This window comes from Oceanobacillus halophilus (genome assembly GCF_003628505.1).
Taxonomy (GTDB): domain Bacteria; phylum Bacillota; class Bacilli; order Bacillales; family Amphibacillaceae; genus Oceanobacillus; species Oceanobacillus halophilus.
Genome location: NZ_RBZP01000012.1, coordinates 19,739 through 39,414 on the forward strand (window position 1 = coordinate 19,739; position 19,676 = coordinate 39,414).

15 protein-coding genes are annotated in these 19,676 nt (G+C 37.0%); 11 read left to right on the plus strand and 4 right to left on the minus strand.

Annotated elements, in window-relative coordinates:
• Nucleotides 1–53: 53 nt before the first annotated feature.
• Nucleotides 54–1,721, minus strand: a complete 1,668-nt coding sequence (locus D8M06_RS13515; RefSeq protein WP_121204937.1) for a peptide ABC transporter substrate-binding protein — start codon at nucleotides 1,719–1,721, stop codon at nucleotides 54–56.
• A gap of 244 nt (nucleotides 1,722–1,965) precedes the next feature.
• On the opposite strand from D8M06_RS13515, the gene D8M06_RS13520 reads away from it, so the two are divergent.
• The gene (locus D8M06_RS13520) at nucleotides 1,966–3,831 is read left to right on the plus strand and encodes a cation:proton antiporter (RefSeq protein ID WP_121204938.1); all 1,866 of its coding nucleotides are present in this window, start codon (nucleotides 1,966–1,968) and stop codon (nucleotides 3,829–3,831) included.
• 1,170 nt (nucleotides 3,832–5,001) lie between these two features.
• Here D8M06_RS13520 and D8M06_RS13525 read toward each other — a convergent pair.
• Nucleotides 5,002–5,181 (minus strand): SE1832 family protein, encoded by a 180-nt coding sequence (locus tag D8M06_RS13525; protein WP_121204939.1) that lies wholly within the window; start codon nucleotides 5,179–5,181, stop codon nucleotides 5,002–5,004.
• Between the two features lie 402 nt (nucleotides 5,182–5,583).
• Between D8M06_RS13525 and D8M06_RS13530 the strand changes: the two genes are divergently transcribed.
• Complete coding sequence (locus D8M06_RS13530) at nucleotides 5,584–6,423, plus strand: GNAT family N-acetyltransferase (protein WP_121204940.1); 840 nt, start codon at nucleotides 5,584–5,586, stop codon at nucleotides 6,421–6,423.
• 464 nt (nucleotides 6,424–6,887) lie between these two features.
• Here the strand turns inward: D8M06_RS13530 and D8M06_RS13535 are convergent, their stop codons facing one another.
• Nucleotides 6,888–7,985: an AI-2E family transporter gene (locus tag D8M06_RS13535; protein WP_121204941.1), complete on the minus strand. Its 1,098-nt coding sequence runs from the start codon at nucleotides 7,983–7,985 to the stop codon at nucleotides 6,888–6,890.
• 430 nt (nucleotides 7,986–8,415) lie between these two features.
• Here D8M06_RS13535 and D8M06_RS13540 point away from each other — a divergent pair, with 430 nt between their 5' ends.
• The 3 genes from D8M06_RS13540 (at nucleotide 8,416) to D8M06_RS13550 (ending at nucleotide 11,732) form a co-directional block, all read left to right on the plus strand.
• Entirely contained in the window at nucleotides 8,416–10,158 is a 1,743-nt protein-coding gene (locus D8M06_RS13540) for a phospho-sugar mutase (RefSeq protein WP_121204942.1), read from the plus strand.
• Between the two features lie 256 nt (nucleotides 10,159–10,414).
• Nucleotides 10,415–11,218, plus strand: coding sequence for a TerC family protein (locus D8M06_RS13545; protein ID WP_121204943.1), 804 nt, complete (start codon nucleotides 10,415–10,417; stop codon nucleotides 11,216–11,218).
• A 154-nt stretch (nucleotides 11,219–11,372) separates the two neighbouring features.
• Nucleotides 11,373–11,732, plus strand: a complete 360-nt coding sequence (locus tag D8M06_RS13550) for a DUF488 domain-containing protein (RefSeq protein ID WP_121204944.1) — start codon at nucleotides 11,373–11,375, stop codon at nucleotides 11,730–11,732.
• A gap of 10 nt (nucleotides 11,733–11,742) precedes the next feature.
• Here D8M06_RS13550 and D8M06_RS13555 read toward each other — a convergent pair whose 3' ends face one another.
• Entirely contained in the window at nucleotides 11,743–12,714 is a 972-nt protein-coding gene (locus D8M06_RS13555) for a DUF4003 family protein (protein ID WP_121204945.1), read from the minus strand.
• A 154-nt stretch (nucleotides 12,715–12,868) separates the two neighbouring features.
• Here D8M06_RS13555 and chrA point away from each other — a divergent pair, with 154 nt between their 5' ends.
• The 6 genes from chrA (at nucleotide 12,869) to D8M06_RS13585 (ending at nucleotide 19,478) form a co-directional block, all read left to right on the plus strand.
• On the plus strand, nucleotides 12,869–14,047 hold the full coding sequence (gene chrA, locus D8M06_RS13560) for a chromate efflux transporter (protein WP_121204946.1): 1,179 nt from the start codon (nucleotides 12,869–12,871) through the stop codon (nucleotides 14,045–14,047).
• Between the two features lie 37 nt (nucleotides 14,048–14,084).
• Nucleotides 14,085–14,525 (plus strand): OsmC family protein, encoded by a 441-nt coding sequence (locus D8M06_RS13565; RefSeq protein WP_121204947.1) that lies wholly within the window; start codon nucleotides 14,085–14,087, stop codon nucleotides 14,523–14,525.
• A gap of 313 nt (nucleotides 14,526–14,838) precedes the next feature.
• The gene (locus D8M06_RS13570) at nucleotides 14,839–16,233 is read left to right on the plus strand and encodes an L-cystine transporter (protein ID WP_121204948.1); all 1,395 of its coding nucleotides are present in this window, start codon (nucleotides 14,839–14,841) and stop codon (nucleotides 16,231–16,233) included.
• A gap of 204 nt (nucleotides 16,234–16,437) precedes the next feature.
• The gene (locus tag D8M06_RS13575) at nucleotides 16,438–17,631 is read left to right on the plus strand and encodes an Ig-like domain-containing protein (RefSeq protein ID WP_121204949.1); all 1,194 of its coding nucleotides are present in this window, start codon (nucleotides 16,438–16,440) and stop codon (nucleotides 17,629–17,631) included.
• Nucleotides 17,632–17,656: 25 nt separating this feature from the next.
• Complete coding sequence (locus tag D8M06_RS13580) at nucleotides 17,657–18,379, plus strand: WxL domain-containing protein (protein WP_121204950.1); 723 nt, start codon at nucleotides 17,657–17,659, stop codon at nucleotides 18,377–18,379.
• Nucleotides 18,380–18,452: 73 nt separating this feature from the next.
• Nucleotides 18,453–19,478 carry a WxLIP family cell surface protein gene (locus D8M06_RS13585; RefSeq protein ID WP_121204951.1) on the plus strand — a complete coding sequence of 342 codons (1,026 nt, stop codon included), beginning with the start codon at nucleotides 18,453–18,455 and terminating at the stop codon, nucleotides 19,476–19,478.
• The last annotated feature ends 198 nt before the right edge of the window (nucleotides 19,479–19,676 follow it).

Here is a 19,676-nt window from a genome sequence, read left to right on the forward strand (position 1 = left end):
ATAACAAATGTCCCCTAAAAAATACTTCATATGAAATTATCGTAAAAGCATCATTATTGTTGGATGTCTACCCACTTATAATTATCTGCACTAACAGGGTACGTAATATAATCCTTCACGTAGTCTTTTTGTAAGTATGCTGTACCTGTTTGATATAGTGGAACAAGGACGGCACTGTCTTCAATCAGCATTCTTTCGGCTTCTAGTAATGCATTCCAGCGTTCCATTGGTTTGTCAGCAAGATTTGATTTGGAACCGAGTACGTATTCATCATACGTTTCATTCGAATAACCTGTATGATTTCCTGGACTATCTGTAATAAATAGATTCAAATAAGTAAGAGGGTCCTGATAATCTCCTGCCCAACCAGTTAAAATCAATTCGTACTCTTGATTCACATTGGCTGCTACGCTTAGCTTAGGTGTGACACTTCTTATATTAATGGTTAATCCTGGTAGATTGGATTCCCATTGGTATTTTAAGTTCTCTGCAATAAGTTTATTGGTACTGGAATCAGAAGTTGTGAGATCGAATTCAAGCTCTTCCTTCCCAAGCTCCTCTAATCCCGCTTCCCAATGAGATTTGCCTTCTTCTATATCATAATAAACAAGGTCTCCGTTCTCTGTACGGAAATCTTCGCCTGTATCAGGATTCTTCGCAATACCTTGTGGTACAGTTGCATTAGAAACAATAGAACCATTATTAAGAATACCGTTTACAATCTCTTCTTTATCAATCACCATATTCAGAGCTTTACGTATATTCACATTGGCAAGATCCGTTGTTTCGCCATCTTTTCCTTGATTCATTTTTAAGAACCGAGAACTGCCTGTCAAGAACGTATGATATTCTTCGTTGGTTGAATATTTATCAACGAAATCGCCATCAAGATTTACACGATCTAATTGATCATTTTCATAGAGCTGGATTGCCGTATTGGTATCCTTTACCACATTAAATTCGATTCTATCCATATTTACTGTATCTTTATCCCAATAATTTTCGTTTTTTACATAGGTCCATTTAGAATCGGTACTTTCCCAGTCTTCTAGGACAAATGGGCCGTTAAACAAGGTAGTATCAGAGCTTGTTGCGTATTGTTCTCCTTGGCTTTCCACAAATTCCTCCGATTGTGGGAAAAATGTAGCAGTTGTCAATAATTCTTTGAAAAAAGGTACCGGATTTTCTAAGGTCACTTTTAATGTTAAATCATCTAATGCCTCAACACCTAACTCGTCTACAGGTTTATCACCTACAAGAATCTCCGTTGCAGAGGCTACAATTTCCTCAAATTGCGGTCCATATGCAGCACCTGTCTCAGGGTTAACAGCCTTCTTCCATGCATATTCAAAGTCATGTGCCGTAACGGCTGAACCATCAGACCATGTAGCATCTTCCCGAAGAGTGAATGTGTAGACTTTGCCATCTTCACTTACTTCTGGTTCCTCGGCGGCTATGGCTAGTTCTGGTTCACCATCTTTATTTAAACGATACAAACCTTCAAATACTTGATTGATAACATCAAAGCTGAAATCATTGTCTGCCATCGTTGGGCTTATTTGTGGTATCTCGCCAGGTGCACTCAATTTCAATACTTTCTCTGTTTCTTCTTCTGGTGTTTCTGCTGTTCCTTCTGAATCTATATCCTGATTTCCGCTACATGCGGTTAAGATGAATGAAGACAGAATAACAAACAGTAAAACATAGATAAAGCGTCTCATTATTTTTCCCCTCTCCTGTTATAATAAATTCATAATTATAATTATAACAGTAATAATAGGTATTTAAAGTTTTATGTTCAGACGAAAGGGCAATAATTTGCAAAGAATAGGAGAAACTGAGTAGAGACCCTATTTTACTTATCTGATTATTATTAAAAAAGATTATTAGGTATTTTAAGATTTACATTCTCTTCATACATCTATAAAATGTCCTTATACAAATTTAATGATTAGGGGGGATGGGATGGTTCCTTCATTATTATTAGAGATTGCGCTAATTGGTATTTTAGGGATTGCCTCACAATGGATAGCTTGGCGTTATCGAATGCCTGCTATTGTGGTGATGTCGATTACTGGATTACTAATAGGCCCGGTCTTTGGAATTATCAACCCGGAGAAAGATTTTGGTGATCTGTTTGGTCCGATTATATCAGCAGCAGTTGCCATCATTCTTTTTGAAGGTAGTTTAAATTTAAGTTTTAAAGAATTAAGGGGTATTGGAAAACCCGTTTTTAGAATTTCCACACTTGGAGCGTTTATCGCTTGGATTCTTGGGTCGTTAACAGCTCATTATATTGCAGGCCTATCATGGGCAGTTGCCTTTGTCATTGGCGGTCTGTTTATCGTAACGGGCCCCACCGTAATTATGCCATTACTTCGTCAGGCAAAATTAAAACCGAGACCTGCAAAGATATTAAAATGGGAAGGAATAATTGTTGACCCTATAGGAGCTTTATTAGCTGTATTCGCCTTTGAAATCATTGTAGTCATAACTGCAGAAAATCCGAATGGTACACAGCTCTTATTGTTCTTTGCAGCATCGTTATTCGCTGTTATATTCGGTTGGGCTTTAGGAAAAGGGTTAGGCTGGATGTTTGAAACAGGTCATATTCCTGAGTTTCTAAAATCACCCGCCATTGTCGTTGTGGTTATTTTCTGTTTTACGGCAGCAGATATGGTGATGCATGAGACGGGACTTCTATCTGTAACCGCGATGGGGATTACGTTAGCCAATATGGGAATTAGTTCCATCTCGGATATGCGTCATTTTAAAGAGAACATCTCTGTTCTATTAATATCCACCATTTTCATTATGCTTACCGCATCTCTGGAAGTGGAAACCTTGCTTCAAATTTTCAGTCCTAATATTATCGGATATGTGTTATTAATGATGTTCATAGTTAGACCGCTATCCATTTTCTTATCGATGATTGGAACAGGGCTGTCACTAAATGAAAAAATTCTTCTTGGTTGGATTGCTCCTAGGGGAATTGTTGCATTAACCGTGTCCAGTTACTTTGCTAGTGTATTACTTGGAGCGGGTTATGAAGATGCAGAAATTTTGACTACACTAACCTTTGCGCTTGTATTTTCAACGGTTGTTGCACACGGATTTTCTCTGGGTTGGTTAGCTAAGAAATTAAACTTGTCACAGGAAGGAAACCCTGGTGCTTTAATTATCGGCAGTAATAAGTTTACTGTCAGGTTAGCGGACTCACTGAAAAAAGCAAATATACCAGTTATTGTAGTGGATGATATTTGGGAGAATTTAAGTCTTGCGAGGCAAGCAGGAGTACCGTTCTATCATGGAGATATGCTTTCTGAACAAACCGAGCATATGTTAGATACAATTCCGTATGATTACTTACTTGCTGCCACCGATGATAATGCCTTAAATTCGTTAACCTGTACGACTTTCTTACCTGAATATGGACGTACGAATGTCTTTAAGATAAGTCCGTACACCCACTTTAAGGATGGTTATTCGAGTGGGGTGGTTCCGAAAGTTGGCGGAAGAATATTATTTGATCGGAAGTTTTCATTAGAAAATCTCATCGATAAAATTGAAGAAGGCTACGTATTTCGAAAAACAACATTAACGGAGCAATATGGGTTAAAGCAGTATTTAGATGATAAAGACGAAAGAACGGTCTTCTTATATTTGATTAAACCGAATGGCGTTCTTAAATTTTTCTCAGAGGAAATGCGTACCGTTCCAGCAACTGGGGATGTTATTGTGAGTCTAACACCTCCACTTAAAGAAAAAGAAAAAATTCAAGCGAAAATAGAAAACAACCGCATGAATGTAGGAAAAAATGAAAAAAAGTGAAATCCAGCTGGATTTCACTTTTTTTCGTTTGCTTATTGAACTTTTATTGTTGATAGAAATCGCATATAATCTGAATTCAATGTAGTGTTCTTAACACCCACTACGGAAGTCTATACAAAATGTGAAATAAAATCATGTTTAAAAGTAACAATCTTTTGGAAGGTTCTTTTCGTATAGTTTGTTGCCTTTTGAAGTTTTACAGTTAATAGAAACTCCTGACTTATTTGATTAAGAATAGTGCAGCTCTCGCTTACAACAATTTTGTGCTGTCATCCGCTCCGGCAGAATACTTCGCTTTTCGCGGGCACGGCCTCAGCCTCCTCGGAAGAAACCCACTTCCTTGAAAAAAGAAGACCACTTTTTTCTGCGTGCGATGTTTCGCTGATGAAGCTTTCCTTGTCCTGCGGGGTCTTCGGACACGTGCTTTTCCCGCAGGACAAGGAAGGCTACGTCAGCATTGCATCACACGAAGAAAATCGCACTTTATTTTCAAGGAGTCTCCGCATTCTGCCTACGCTAAGATAGCTGCAAAATGTATTTGAGATTATAACTCATCGAAACACGTTTAAGACCGTTATTTTATTCTTATAAACAACATATTTTTTGTTTATACAAATAAAGCAGCAACTTAGCGGAAATACACGGAGACTCCTGCGGGAAGAAGAGCATCGGTGAGACTACGTAGTGCGTCAGCACGGAGGAGGCTCACCAGCTCCCCGCGGAAAGCGTAGTGTATTTCCGTAGCGGGGGTTAAGCGGTATTCTGAATTAAAGTAATCAAGAGTCTATATAAAATGTTAGGTAAATAAGAAACAATTTTAGAAAATAGCCTTTCTAAAATGTTAACCAATCACCATAATAAGCCATGAATCCTAAAATTGCTCCTACTACTCCACCAGATACTAGTTGTATTACGTATGATTTTTTAAGCTTCGTATTTTTTTCTTCCATGATAAACTCCCTCCTCGCACGAATAGATATTTAAATTAGGAACTTAATATTCAAAATTATTTAATTATATTTTATCATAAAAGGTTAACGTTTTTTGAAAAATTTTTTAATGTCTCATGATTAATACCACAATTAAAATAGCACCCATAATCGTGCAGTGACATTTACTATTGTCAAGACGATATTAGGGTGCTAATTACTAAGATATTTTCATTTGTTTTTATTCTAATTCATCCAATTGACGATTGACTTCTGCAATTTCATCTTCCAAGCGGATTAATTGTTCTTGTGCAGACGAAACTCTTCCCTTAACATATTCCAATTTATCCAAATCACTCTGAATACGCACGTAATCTGATTTCAATTCTGCTAATTTTGCTTCCAATTCTTTTCTTGACACTTCCAAATCCCCCTTTCCTATAGTCTAGCTTAAAAGACCTTTAAAAAACAATAATTTCCGTTATAATGAGTGAAAGAGTGTTGCAAATTATCTATACATAAAACTTAGCGGATTCTTAGAAGTAAAGGATATGTCCGATAAATAATGAAGGGTTTGTTGCTTTTTATTGTATCGAGGAGACATGGTCTTTATCATAACTATTGCTTTTTCAAACACATATTAAATCCCAACAACAATTAGGAATAAAAGCTCAACACCAGCGTAGTGTATTTCCGCAGCGGGTAATAGCACTATTCATCATTTTTTAGTTGAACTTTATACAAATAATACAACTCAAATTTTAAAAGTATGAATCTATTAATAACATACAAAAAGTAAGATTTTACACACGGAGGTTTGGATATGAAAATAGCATTTTCTTCCTCAATTACGGATTACATAGAAAAAGTAGAAGCTTTATTATTGAAAAAAGAAGCTTCTAATAATCTCATGCTTGGATTAATCGAACATTTCAAAACAACGATTACGAAAGATGCCCATTTTGGATATATGGAGGAAAATGGAGAAGTCCTTTATGCTTTTATGCAAACTCCACCAAATAATTGGATATTGGCAGATGTCGATGGTATGGATGATCGTGCGGCAGAGCAGGTGGCAACTTTCCTATACAAAAAAGCAATGAAAGTCCCAGGTGTGCTAGGCCCCATCTCACAAGTAGAACGATTTGTGGAAGAGTGGAAGAAGCATAAAAAAGTAAAAGCATCTGTACATATGAATCAGCTTATCTATCAGTTAGATAAAGTAAATACAACCCCCAGTCAAGAAGGAATTTTACGAAATGCAGAAAAAGCTGATCACGAATTAATTAAGAGTTGGCTTATTCAATTTGGAAAAGAAGCGAATGAGGCTATGTCGGAAATTAAAGCAAGCCAAATGGCAACAAAATATATTGAAAATAAGACCATGTATTTGTGGGAAGTGAATGGTGAAGCAGTTTCCATGGTAAATCAGTCCAGAAGAACCAAACATGGTGCGACGATTAATGCCGTATTTACACCAAATCTATTCAAAAGAAAAGGCTATGCAACAAGTGCCGTAGCAGCAATTAGTCAGAAACTGCTTGATGAAGGATATCAGTTTTGCAGCTTGTATACAGACCGTGACAACCCAACCTCCAATAGCATTTATAGAAAAATAGGATACGATGAAGTAGGGTCTTCCGTAGTTTATGAGTTTAGTTAACCTTCCTTCGAGGATAAAACATGGTCAAAAGCAAGAGAAAGAGGTTGGACTTAATTAAGATTATGAACAATTCCTAGCCTTTATCCACTAGGCTTTTTTTCTCGAAAGTATTATTGCTTATTACATATCACACTGATAGGAACTATGAAGAATAGTGCTTTATATCCGCTACGGAAATACACTCCGCTTTTCGCGGGCAGCTGCTGAGCCTCCTCGAGCTGACGCTCTGCGGGGTCTCACCTAGGCTTTTCCTCCCGCAGAAGTCTCCGTGTATTTCCTTCGCTAGTTGGGCGCCTTGACTCTCCTTGCATGTAAATATGCTATGCAAATATAACCTACCACTATTAAGATGGTTGATAGGAGCGGATGGCAGTCGGCTCCTGAGGGAAGAGCACGTGTCTGAAGACAAGATATGGAACAAAGCTATGTGTCAAAAGCAGCAATCTTTTGAAAATAGCCTTCCCCTAAATCAACGCATCTTCCTTTTTCTCTTTGGAATCTACATACGTTTGATAAAAGTGAACAATAATTGTTCGAACCACAGCATACACTGGTACGGCAAAGAGGATACCTAAAAATCCTGCAATGCTTCCAGCTGCAATAATAACAGTCATTACGGTTAATGGATGGACATTTAATGCTTGTCCCATCACGTTTGGGGAAATTAGATTACTTTCTATTTGTTGTGCAACAATCATAATAATGGAAATCCAGACAAAATAGATAGGTTCCTGCAATGATCCGACTAGAAGTGCAGGAGTAACGGCGATAAATGGCCCTAAATATGGAATTACATTGGTCATCATACCAAACAAGGCGAGAATTAAGGCATAATCCAAATCAATAATAAGATAGCCGATGTATAATAATACACCAACACAAAAACTAACAAATAACTGACCTTGAATAAATGCAGATAAGACATTATCAATTTTCTCTAATAAATTACGAATGTTTTCTGCCTTTTCCTTTTTGAAAATCTGCAGAATAAATGGTAATAGTTTCTCCCCATCTTTTAGCATGAAGAATAAGAAGAATGGCATGATCACAAGCCCTGCAACAATACTGATAACCTGTCCAATGAATTCTCCGAGAAATCCAAAAAGGTGATCTAGTAAATTTTGAATATGGTTAGGAATATTGCCGACAAAATCCTCAATTGCTTGAAGAATCTGTACGGGTATGCTTGTGTAATTCGCTTGCCAGTAAAATATGAAGTCTTCCACAACTGCAATCATCCCTGGAATTGCGTACATTAAATTATTAACCTGTCTTTGTACAATTGGAAATACATACATAATAAACAATGAAACTAACAAAATAAGAACTAAAAATACAAGAATAATAGACAATATACGACCAATCTTTAATTTTCGTTCAAAAAACTTCATCAACGGCCTGGTTATATAATAAAGAATACCAGCACCGATTAACGGGAATGCAATCGCACCAACGTATTGTAAGATTGGTATGAATATAAAACTTGTATAGTTTAATAATAAGATTAGTAGAAAAAATAGAATCAAAAATACCAATAATTGGAACCACTTTTTATGAACCATGTAACTCACCACTTCCAAATCCTTGTAATTATTCTTTATTTTACCTATAAACAGTAATAATAGAAAGTCTGACCGATATTTTATCTTAGCTATTTTGTAATAAGGCTCTTTTCTAAAAGATTGTTGTTTTTTACATGACTTTACATTACGTTTTGAATAGACTAATGATTACTTTAATTAAGAATACGGCTATATATCCGCTACGGAAAGCGAAGTATTCTGCCGGAGCGAATCCCAGCACAAAACATTCATACCTGTAAGCGAGAGCATTATAATATAAAACTCTTGAATAGAGCTTCATACTATTATTCTAGCCAATTATCCAATACTTCATACGAATCGGCACTACTAGGCTTATTTAAAAGCTGTTGTAGAATATAGCACAAATATGTGCTAAAATTTGACCATATGACTATTGGAGGATAATTGGATGAGCACTTGGGAACAAGGTTATAAAAAATGGGATTCGTTTCAGGATTTAGATGAATCTTTGAAACTGCAATTAGATTCGATGAAAGAAGAAAAGCATCTTCTAGAAGATGCCTTTTATAAAGAATTAACGTTTGGAACTGGTGGTATGCGTGGAGTATTAGGACCAGGGACAAATCGTATGAATAAATATACAGTAAGAAAAGCGGTTAATGGTCTAGCAAGCTATCTTCTCGATAATCGAGTGAATGTTCGAGATAGAGGGGTGGTTATCGCTTATGATTCGCGTTATATGTCGAAAGAGTTTGCCATAGAAGCAGCAAAAGTATTGGGAGTTTATGGCATTAAAACACACGTGTTTGACTCCATACGACCAACACCGTTGCTTTCTTTTGCAGTAAGATATCTGAGTACAACAGCTGGCATTATGATTACTGCAAGTCATAATCCGCCCGAATATAACGGTCTTAAAGTGTATAATGAAAATGGCAGTCAAATTACTCCAGATGAAGCGGAGCAATTGTTGTCGTATATTAATCAAACCAAAGATGAGTTGCAAGTCTCTGTCCTAGAGAAAACAGAAGCTGAAGAAAAAGCACTGTTAAGCTGGATAGGCGATGAAATTGATAATGCTTATTTAGGAAGATTAAGCTATATATCCAGATTGGGAACAGATACATTAGAAATGGAAAAAGATGTTAAAATCGTATTCACTCCTTTGCATGGAAGCTCTTATGATTTGATTATGCGTGGTTTAAAGCAACATCATTTCTCCAATGTCCACGTAGTTGAGGAACAAGTGAAGGCTGACCCAGAATTCTCCACGGTTGAATCTCCTAATCCGGAAGAACATCAAGCTTTTCACATGGCAATGGACTTAGGGGAAAAGATAGATGCAGATATTCTGCTTGGAACGGATCCGGATGGAGACCGACTTGGTGTCGCCGTGAAAAATAAAACAGGAAACTATCACGTATTGACTGGTAACCAGTTAGGGTCCCTCCTTTTAGATTATGTTTTACGGCATAGCAATCCAGTGATTTACCAAAATGCCAGAATGATCAAAACAGTGGTAACAACAGAGCTAGGAAAAGCAATCGCTGATTCATATGGTGTGAAAACCATTGATACCTTAACAGGATTTAAATATATTGGGGAAAAAATTAACTCCTTTGATTCAACTGGTGAAACGTTTCTGTTCGGCTTTGAAGAAAGCTATGGTTACTTAGTAAGTGGATATGTCCGTGATAAAGATGCAGTCCAGGCTGCAGTAATGACAGCAGAAATGGCCTACTTCTGGAAACAACAAGGTAAAACGCTATTGGAAGCATTGCATGATTTATATGAAAAACATGGGTATTATGTAGAAGGAATGTCCTCCATTGAACTAAAAGGGAAAAACGGCATGACCCAAATAGAAAAGATAATGGATGATTACAGAGAAACACCAGTAGTAGAAATTGCCGGCATGAACGTTGAAAAGGTAGAAAACTATCTAACAAGGCAGCGTATAAATAAGACGGATGGGAAAGTGGAGAGGATACAACTTCCTAAGGAAAATATGATCAAATTTATGTTGGAAGATAATACTTGGGTTTGTATTCGTCCGTCTGGTACGGAACCAAAAATCAAATATTATTATGGCGTATGCGGAATAAGCATGAAGGACAGTGAATCAAAACTATCTGTGCTGGAGAAAGCAATGGCGGAACGAATGGAAGAAATGCTGTCTATTAAAGTATAATAAGGCTTCATAGTGCGTTTGCTCAATTCGATTAACTGTCATCCTATTTGACATATTTGAAAATAACATGTTTAATAGATAAATATGAATCCTTAAAGGGGAGTAGCTGTACAATTTAAGTCGTCATTACGAGATAATCATCTCCGGCTTGATTGGCAACAAATGTTGTTAGCGAGACCTTTACCACGAACAGGTAAAGGTCTATTTTTGTGTCTTTTACCTGTTGGTGAGACCAACTTTTTAAGGAGAGAAGTACATGGGAGCAGAATTAATCATCGAGTATTTATGGGTATTAGTAGTGCTTGTTGCCCTTGAAGGGTTACTGGCGGCTGATAATGCCTTAGTTTTAGCAATAATGGTAAGGCATCTACCCGAAAAACAGCGAAAAAGAGCTTTATTCTATGGTCTGGCTGGTGCATTTGTCCTTCGTTTCGGCTCGCTATTCGTCATTTCATTCTTAGTTGATGTGTGGCAGGTTCAAGCGCTTGGAGCAATTTATCTTTTATTTATTTCATTTAAGAATCTGTATGACAGGTTTAAACCGAAGAAACCGGATGACGAAGAAGCTGACAAAGCAAAACGAGAGAAAGAGGAAATTCACGAAGCGTCACCGAAGGAATTTTGGTGGACGGTGGTCAAAGTGGAATTTGCCGATCTTGCCTTTGCAGTAGACTCCATTCTAGCAGCGGTTGCTTTAGCAGTAGCACTTCCGCCTAGTGGCTTAGGTACAGTTGGAAGTCTGGATGCAGGGCAATTCGCGGTTATCTTTGCAGGAGGTATGATTGGTCTAATCATCATGCGTTTTGCAGCCAATATCTTTGTCGGTCTACTTCATGATCGCCCAGGCCTAGAGGTTGCAGCCTTTGTGATTGTAGGTTGGGTTGGTGTGAAACTAATGCTTATGGTATTTGCCCACGAAGCCATTGGATGGATACCGCATGACTTCCCACACTCAACGGTATGGAAAGTTATCTTCTACGGAACCTTAGTGTTAATCGCATTAATCGGCTGGTTCTCAAGCCCTAAAAAGGAAACAGAGAAACAGCATGTGCAAGCATAAATAATTGTTAAAAGCAGCTATTCTATAGGAGTAGCTGCTTTTTTTAAAAGATAAATAATAAAAATAATTTTAACCAGCAAATTCAGTAAAGGAAGAGCGGATACGAGTTTTTCTAATGAGTTATGTTTTGTGAGATGAAAGGAGAGAATGGAGTATGCCTGTAAAGATAAAACGAATCTATGAAGATGTTGATAAAAATGATGGAGTAAGAATTTTAGTTGATCGTATTTGGCCACGGGGGATGTCCAAGGAGAAAGCAAACATAGACTACTGGCTGAAACAAATAGCCCCAACCACTGATTTACGAAAATGGTTCAACCATGACCCAGAAAAATTTGATGAATTTAAGGAAAAGTATATACAAGAACTAGAAAGCGGCAAACAGAAAGAAGAGCTCATTAAATTAAAAGATATAGTAAAGGCAAACCAAACCATTACTTTGTTATATGCAGCAAAAGATAAAAAGCATAATCAAGCCATTATATTGCAGGAAATAATTGAGGACGAACTATGATAGTCCGTCCTCAATTATTTCCATTAGTTGCAGCACTCGCAGAAGCTGCAGCCATTGTAGAGACCATTACTGCTTGCTGTGCCTGAAGAATCGTTTCTAATGTCGTGTAAATGCTTGTTTCAGCTAGTCCACTAGCTTCAAGCTTATCGTTAATAAACAAGCTTACCGCGATAATAAGATTCATCTCTTTTTGCCACTTTATATGATCATTAAGTTTGTCGTAAACAGCAATGATCGTGTCCATATTACATTCTTCTTTAGGTAAGAGTGATAGCATTCCGATAATCGGATAATACATTCTTTTTCTCCGAATTCCTTTTTCCTTAAAACTATCAGACACTTCTATGCTGCGGTTTATAAGCTGATTCGCACTTGTATCACTATCCAATGAGAGAATATGGCTTAAAAACTGCAAATCATTTCCTTTAGAGAACCCATTTTTACTTAACTCCTCATAGAAATGTTCAATATGGGAAATCAAATCTGGACGTTCTTCAAACGCTAGCAGGGCGGCAAGTGGATAATCACTAGTCCCTGTTAAGAAGAAATGTTCTTTCTTCATTTCATCGTAAATTTCCTTTGCTTTATGGATAACAGATTGTGAATCTTGAATCCTATCTCTATTTGTTAAAACAATAGAAGCGGCCATATAAGTAAATGTACCACTGCTGAATTTAACTTTTCGAAACGCTTGATATAAATGAAAAAGGGTTGAAACCTCGCTTTTGGGATGATCAAAGTTCACATCCAGTAAAGCTCCAGTCGTAAAGCGGGGATGGGATTTCATGGAAGAAAAAAGACTAGCCTTTCTTTTAATTTCATCTGCAACTTCAAAGAAACGTTTTATATCCAGTTCTTTTTGATTCATTACATAAATAGATGCAATGGTCATCAAAATTCTTTTATCAGAAACCTTCCACTTCATGTTCATTCGTAGTTTTTCATATATATCAATATAATCCGTAACTTTGTTATCATACATAGACGGGAGCTCCTTTCCATTCCTTATTAATTAGTACGATTCATCTTGGTAAAAAGTTTCATGAATATGACAATGTAAAGTTTATGTAAATAGGATGGTTTTGAATTGGTTGGTATGTTAATTTTATGGGAGAGAAAATGATGAGGAGGGAGTTATGAGAAAAAAGGGTTCTCTACTGGAAATTTTAGGTGCTTCACTTAAGCTGGGATTAACGTCATTTGGCGGACCAGTTGCACACTTAGCCTATTTTAAAGATGAATATGTAGATAAGCGAAAGTGGCTGAATGATAAATTGTACGCAGACATTATCGCCTTATGTCAATTTTTGCCTGGCCCTGCAAGTAGCCAAGTTGGAATTGCCATTGGCTTGCTGCGCGGAGGACTATTAGGTGGTTTGGTTTCATGGTTTGGTTTTACCATTCCTTCCGTTATCGTCCTTATTACTTTTGCCCTACTTTTTCAGACGTATACGTTAGGTGATGCTACCTTTATTGCTAGTCTGAAAATTGTTGCTGTAGCAGTAGTCGCGCATGCCATTTTTGGGATGGGACAGAAATTAACACCTGACCGCCCTCGCATAGCCATTGCGCTAATAGCTTTATTTATTTTACTTGCATTCCCTTCCGCATGGATGCAAATAGCAATTATTATTGGTGCAGCTTTAATTGGTTATTTGATGTTTTCCAAAGAGGCAGAATCGAAACTACATCCAATTAAAATATCCATTACGAAAACACAAGGAATTATTTCTCTTTCTATATTAGCCATATTATTAATCGGGCTTCCTATCGCTGCGCAGGTGACGACAAATAGTTATGTCACGATTTTTGATATGTTCTTCCGTGTTGGCTCCATTGTATTCGGAGGAGGCCATGTCGTACTCCCCTTAATGGAGCAGCAAGTGGTTCCGAATGGGCTGTTAACAAGCAGTGAGTTTTTAGCTGGTTATGGGATGGCAAATGCTGTTCCAGGTCCGTTATTTACATTTTCTAGTTATATAGGGACTATGATAAATGGTATTACGGGTGGAATTATTGCAACGATAGCGATGTTTTTGCCATCTTTCTTACTCATAATAGGGACGCTGCCATTTTTAAGTGAGCTAAGAAATCGCTCCAGATTTCAGGGAATATTGGCTGGTGTAAATGCTAGTGTAGTAGGAATTTTGCTGGCTGCCTTTTACGATCCAGTATTTACGAGTGGGATTACGAATGGAGTTGACTTTGCCCTTGCAGCAGTTTTATTTGCCTTGCTTCGTTTCTGGAAAAAACCAGCATGGATGATCGTTATAATAGGTGTAGTTCTTGGGGAAATTCTTCATTATATGTTTTAATAGTTGTGTGTAAAAAGATTGTTGAGGTGAGTAGTACATGGCTGAACATCATTTCCATTTAAAAGCAAATTGGCCTGGTGGAAGAAATAGTGAAGGCTACATTGAGGCAGGGAATTTAAAAACAAAAATCTCCATTCCACCTGAAATGGATGGACCTGGAATTGGCACGAATCCTGACGAAATGCTGTTAGGTGCAGCAGCGACCTGTTATATTATTACACTCGCCGCCATGATTGAACGTGCAAAATTACCATTAAATGAGATGTCTCTAGAGTCCGAGGGCATTGTCGACGTAACGAAAGGTGTTTTCACATATAAGAAAATCATCCATCGACCATCCGTTTCCCTACAATCACAGGCAACAGCGGAAGAAAGAGAAAAACTGAAACAACTAGTAGAAAAAGCAGAAAAAAGCTGCATGATATCTCGCGCAATCCAAGGTAACGTAGAACTTGAATTGGACGCTAGGTTGTCTTGAGAGATAAGTAAGTATAAAGACTTCTCTATAACCATAAGAACTAATGAGAGTTGTTCTTAAGAATATGTGACTGTTCATTCTTAAAATGTACTGGGCTCTAAAATACCATTGCGAAAAAAAGGGTAGCTAACTTCTATCGAAGCGCTACCCTTTTTTGTTCATGATCAACCATACATAGACAGAATTTTCATAGTTCAATTGATTTAAGATTTTACCTTGATAATACCAGGAACTAGTTGTATATTTAAAGCATACTATTTTCATATGATTAATATATTTTAACAGAACAAATAAATAAAAGGAGGAATAATACATGGATATGTTATTCATTACCGTTAATATCGCAGTTTTATTAGCAATTATAGGTTTATTAGTGTATATGCAAAAGAAACATGTTTCCTTTTCCAAGCGCGTATTTACAGGTATGGGACTAGGAATAGTTCTAGGAGTTGTTTTGCAAGCCATCTACGGAAATGGATCAGAAATACTAACCGCTACAACCGAATGGTACACCATTGTTGGTAGTGGGTATGTTCGCCTGCTTATGGTGATTGTTGTGCCGTTGGTAATGGTGTCTATTATTCGAGCAATCATTAATCTGGAAAAAACAAAAGATCTTGGGAAGATGGCAGGATGGATTATCGGTATCCTTATCTCAACCGCTATGGTTGCTGCACTCGTTGGTATAGGATCATCACTATTATTTGATTTAAATGCGGAGCAAATCGAAGCAGGGCAAGCCGAAAATGAACGTGCAGAGTCACTGGAAGCACGCTTTGCAGATATGGAAAACCAAACAACACCACAGCGAATTTTAAACTTTATTCCTAATAATATCTTTCTAGATATGACAGGGGACCGGCCAACATCTACCATTGCCGTAGTTCTATTCTCCATTATTGTAGGGATTGCAGTTCTGGGAGTAAGAAGGAAAAATCCGGAACAAGCAGATTTATTTATTAAGATTGTCAATTCGTTATATGCCGTTGTTATGCGTATTGTCACGTTGATTCTACGCCTCACTCCTTTTGGCGTTTTAGCATTAATGACAAACATGGTCGCAAGTACAAACTTTGCAGGAATCATCGAACTAGGGAAATTTGTCTTAGCTTCTTACGTTGCACTAATTGCAATGTTTATCATTCATTTAATTCTAGTTGGTGTATTTGGACTAAATCCTATGACATATTTGAAAAAGGTTATACCAGTATTAGGCTTTGCCTTTACTTCTCGTTCTAGTGCTGGAACCATTCCATTAAATATTCAGTCACAAAGGCAAGCTCTAGGTGTTAACGAAGGGGTTGCAAATATGTCTGCTTCATTCGGTGCGACGATGGGGCAAAATGGTTGTGCTGGTATTTACCCAGCTATGTTAGCCGTCATGATTGCACCAACAGTTGGAATAGACCCCCTATCACCAGGGTTCCTATTACAACTTGTACTTATCATTGGAATCAGTTCATTTGGAGTAGCCGGTGTCGGCGGCGGAGCTACATTCGCCGCAATTATCGTTCTATCGTCCATGGGTCTTCCAGTCGGCCTAGCAGGTTTATTAATTTCCGTGGAAGCATTAATCGACATGGGAAGAACGGCATTGAATGTAAATGGATCCATGGTTTCTGGTGCTATTACTTCTCGTGTATTGGGGAATTTAGATCATCAAACATTTAATGATAAGAATGCAGAGACGGAGAAGATTGCGATATAGATTTTTTATAGAGATAGGTACTAATAATGAACATTTTCTAATAAAGAAGGGAATCCTCCCTTCTTTTATTTTTTTTCATATAATTGTCATAATACATACATAAAAGGTTCGGAATTAACAGTATTTTTACACTATAATAGAACTATGGAACTATATATGTATAATTAATAAGTTTATGGTAATGAAAAGGGGGGTTCCAAATGAATGAAGGTATTAATAGTTCTTATGACCACAATTATTTTTATTTTTATCCCTGTTACTGGTAAAGAACAATATACTGTCAAGGCTTTAGATCTTAGCCTGCTAAAAATTCAAAATTTGGATGCGGATTATTCAGAAGAGACTAATGAATTAGTATTAGATATTCATGGAGTGGTTTTATTGTCAATTAGTACTAATACTCATTATATATATAAGTTACCTGAGGAATTCAAATTTATATTAGAACATCCTGAAATTCGAAATGCTGCAGAGATTACTATTGAAAAGGGTATTAGTCCTATAAGAACCATAAACGGAGATCAACTGACCATCAATAAGGATAGGGGAACCATAGAGGGTGCGACTACAATTCAATTAGGACTCATTTCTACATTGAGTGCGAAACTGAAAATTAATCTATCACAATTAGGAGTAGATTCCTTACCTACATCTGATAATGGATTATTGAAATTTTATGGAATAGCTACTACAAAAGGAGTTGTTGACTTAGATATTATTGTTACTGAAGGTGGTAGTGATGAGTTAAAAACATCTCTTGTAGCTCCTGTGGTTCATGATGTTACAGACCAAGATACGGTAATTACTGGGACAGGAAAAGCAAATACTACGGTTGAAGTTATCACTCTAGATGGAACCTATAATGGAAGGGTAGATCAAGATGGGAATTTGAGTGTTGACGTGCCACTACAAAAAGCTGGAACGGAAATTACCGTAATCCTCACAGATGAAGAAGGAAATAAAAGTAAGCCAACATCAACAATAGTTATTGGTACTATTTTGGAGTTATTTGTCCCTGATGAAATTCAGTTTAAAGAAACTAAGATTGGATTTGAAGAGATTATCATTCCTAGAATAGAAAGTGATTGGGCGATTGATGTTCGTGATACACGTGGTGAAGGTTCAAGCTGGAAATTAAAAGCAAAGGCAACAACGCCGCTTACAGCTACTAACGGACACTCGCTAAGTCCTGAAACTATAATATTTTATAATAATAATATGGCGACCTATTTAAAAGATGAAGTTATCATTCAGGAAGGAACTACAGGTAAAGAGGAATTAACTACTATTACTTGGGATAAGGACGAAGGAATACTATTGAAATTAAATCCTATGGAAGCGCAACCGGGAGTAGAGTATACTACCACAGTGCAATGGACTTTAGAAGATACTCCGTAAAATACTTTATATAGGAGTGATTTGTATGTGGGAACGGATGGGCTTTTTGTTTATTGCAGTTATATTCTTAACGTTTTTATTAGGTATGTCTAATGTAGATGCAGAAGGTGTTTCTAAAGGGGATTCAAAAGCAAGTATTTCGTTTATTGAGGATACCGATTCTAATGATATTTTGGACCCTACAGATCCTGATGAACCATATGAACCAGGTGAAGGCGATGATGGAAAAACAGATAATAGTGGGCCGTTGAGTATAGATTATGTACCCAAGTTAGACTTTGGAAAACAGACTATCTCATTAATAGATAAAACTTATCATACTAAAAATGTAGAGCCATTTATTCAAGTTACTGATAAACGTGGAGAAGCAACAGGGTGGACTGTAACCGTCAGTGCTACTCCTTTTGAATCAGATGATGACCAATTAGAAGGTGCAAAAATAAAATTCCAAAATGCAACAATAGTAACTCATACGAACTATGTGGATTATGGAGCGCCAATACCAATAAATAACGGAGACATAGAATTAACAACTGATAATGTGACTAAACCGGTAGTTTATGCTGAAGAAGGTAAAGGTCGTGGCTCCTGGTTAACTAGATGGTTTCCAACAGATGAAAGCCCGGAAAACCTCAATGACAGTGTATCTTTAACTGTAATAGGAGGAACAGCAAAAGATGAAATGTACACTTCCACCTTAACATGGACACTAGAAAATACTCCACAAGCACCAGAAGTGGAAGAATGAACTAGAGAACTTGGCACTCCCCTTATGCATAGAGTGCCAATTTATTTTAGAATGTAATGACGGTGGTGAGATAATGAAACTATTGAAATTATTTCTAGTAATCTTACTTGTCTTCCTTTTTTCTATAGAAGAAGCAACTGCTGCTACTGGGGAAAGGGTTGGGTATTCCATCCGTGCAATAATCCCAGAAAACCAGATTGATAAAAAGCAAACATACTTTGATTTATGGATGGAACCAGAGCAAGAACAAGAGATATTTGTAGATATCTTTAATAGCTCTAATGAGGATGCGGAATTCTCTGTTCAAGTAACCAATGCAACAACGAATCGAAATGGTCTTATTGACTATTCGAATGTGGATGCAATTGCAGATGATTCTTTAGCCTATCCTATGACAGATATTGCGGCAGTACGTGATGAAGTCATACATGTTCCTGCTGGGAAATCTAGGACTTTTCCTATAACTCTTGTCATGCCTAAAGAGGAATTCGATGGCATCATTCTGGGAGGTATTCATGTAGAGAAGGTAATGGAGGAAGAAGCGGATGATACCCAGGGAGTTCAACTTAAAAATAAGTATGCCTATGTACTTGGTTTGCAATTACGTGAAACAGACACTGAGATGGAGCCAAACCTTCATTTAAAAGATGTTCGACCTGATTTAGTCAACTATCGTACAGCTATCATAGCAACGATACAGAACAGCGAGCCTGTTATTGTGAATAACCTGAATGTAACGGCAACTGTACATGATTCCTCTGGTGAAGAATTAAAAACAGTGCAAGCAGAGAATTATCGAATGGCACCAAATTCAACAATGGACTTTCCTATTGACTGGGATAATAAGGGTTTTGATCCTGGATTGTATTCACTAACCATTCAGGCAAGTGCAGAACATCAGGAATGGGAATGGGAAGAGTCTTTTGAAATAAAAAGTGAGGAAGTAGAAGAGCTAAACGACCAAGCTGTTAAAGATGTACAAACAGAAAAGAACGGGGAGAATATTTATACCTCCTATATTATTGGGGGACTTACAGGAATTATATTGGTATTAATTGGTGTTATTATTTATATGAGAATGAAGTGGAAGAAGGCTTAGCTGTGGGTATTTTTTATCGATAGTCATCATTTAATGGTGGCTATTTTTTTTTTAGAACTAAGCTTATCCTTCACTAAATATTCAAACTACCTCATAGAAACCAATTATAATTATGGTATGATAGGTATGTTGTATATGTGAAAAAACTTAATTATTAATAGATAAAAGTTACAGGAGTTGATAACAAGTGAAAAATAT

Coding starts and splice junctions, on each gene's coding strand:
- D8M06_RS13540 (WP_121204942.1), top strand. CDS start 8,416: ATGAGCACTTGGGAACAAGGTTATAAAAAATGGGATTCGTTTCAGGAT.
- D8M06_RS13515 (WP_121204937.1), bottom strand. CDS start 1,721: ATGAGACGCTTTATCTATGTTTTACTGTTTGTTATTCTGTCTTCATTC.
- chrA (WP_121204946.1), top strand. CDS start 12,869: ATGAGAAAAAAGGGTTCTCTACTGGAAATTTTAGGTGCTTCACTTAAG.
- D8M06_RS13580 (WP_121204950.1), top strand. CDS start 17,657: ATGTGGGAACGGATGGGCTTTTTGTTTATTGCAGTTATATTCTTAACG.
- D8M06_RS13545 (WP_121204943.1), top strand. CDS start 10,415: ATGGGAGCAGAATTAATCATCGAGTATTTATGGGTATTAGTAGTGCTT.
- D8M06_RS13565 (WP_121204947.1), top strand. CDS start 14,085: ATGGCTGAACATCATTTCCATTTAAAAGCAAATTGGCCTGGTGGAAGA.
- D8M06_RS13530 (WP_121204940.1), top strand. CDS start 5,584: ATGAAAATAGCATTTTCTTCCTCAATTACGGATTACATAGAAAAAGTA.
- D8M06_RS13585 (WP_121204951.1), top strand. CDS start 18,453: ATGAAACTATTGAAATTATTTCTAGTAATCTTACTTGTCTTCCTTTTT.
- D8M06_RS13575 (WP_121204949.1), top strand. CDS start 16,438: ATGAAGGTATTAATAGTTCTTATGACCACAATTATTTTTATTTTTATC.
- D8M06_RS13535 (WP_121204941.1), bottom strand. CDS start 7,985: ATGGTTCATAAAAAGTGGTTCCAATTATTGGTATTTTTGATTCTATTT.
- D8M06_RS13555 (WP_121204945.1), bottom strand. CDS start 12,714: ATGTATGATAACAAAGTTACGGATTATATTGATATATATGAAAAACTA.
- D8M06_RS13550 (WP_121204944.1), top strand. CDS start 11,373: ATGCCTGTAAAGATAAAACGAATCTATGAAGATGTTGATAAAAATGAT.
- D8M06_RS13520 (WP_121204938.1), top strand. CDS start 1,966: ATGGTTCCTTCATTATTATTAGAGATTGCGCTAATTGGTATTTTAGGG.
- D8M06_RS13570 (WP_121204948.1), top strand. CDS start 14,839: ATGGATATGTTATTCATTACCGTTAATATCGCAGTTTTATTAGCAATT.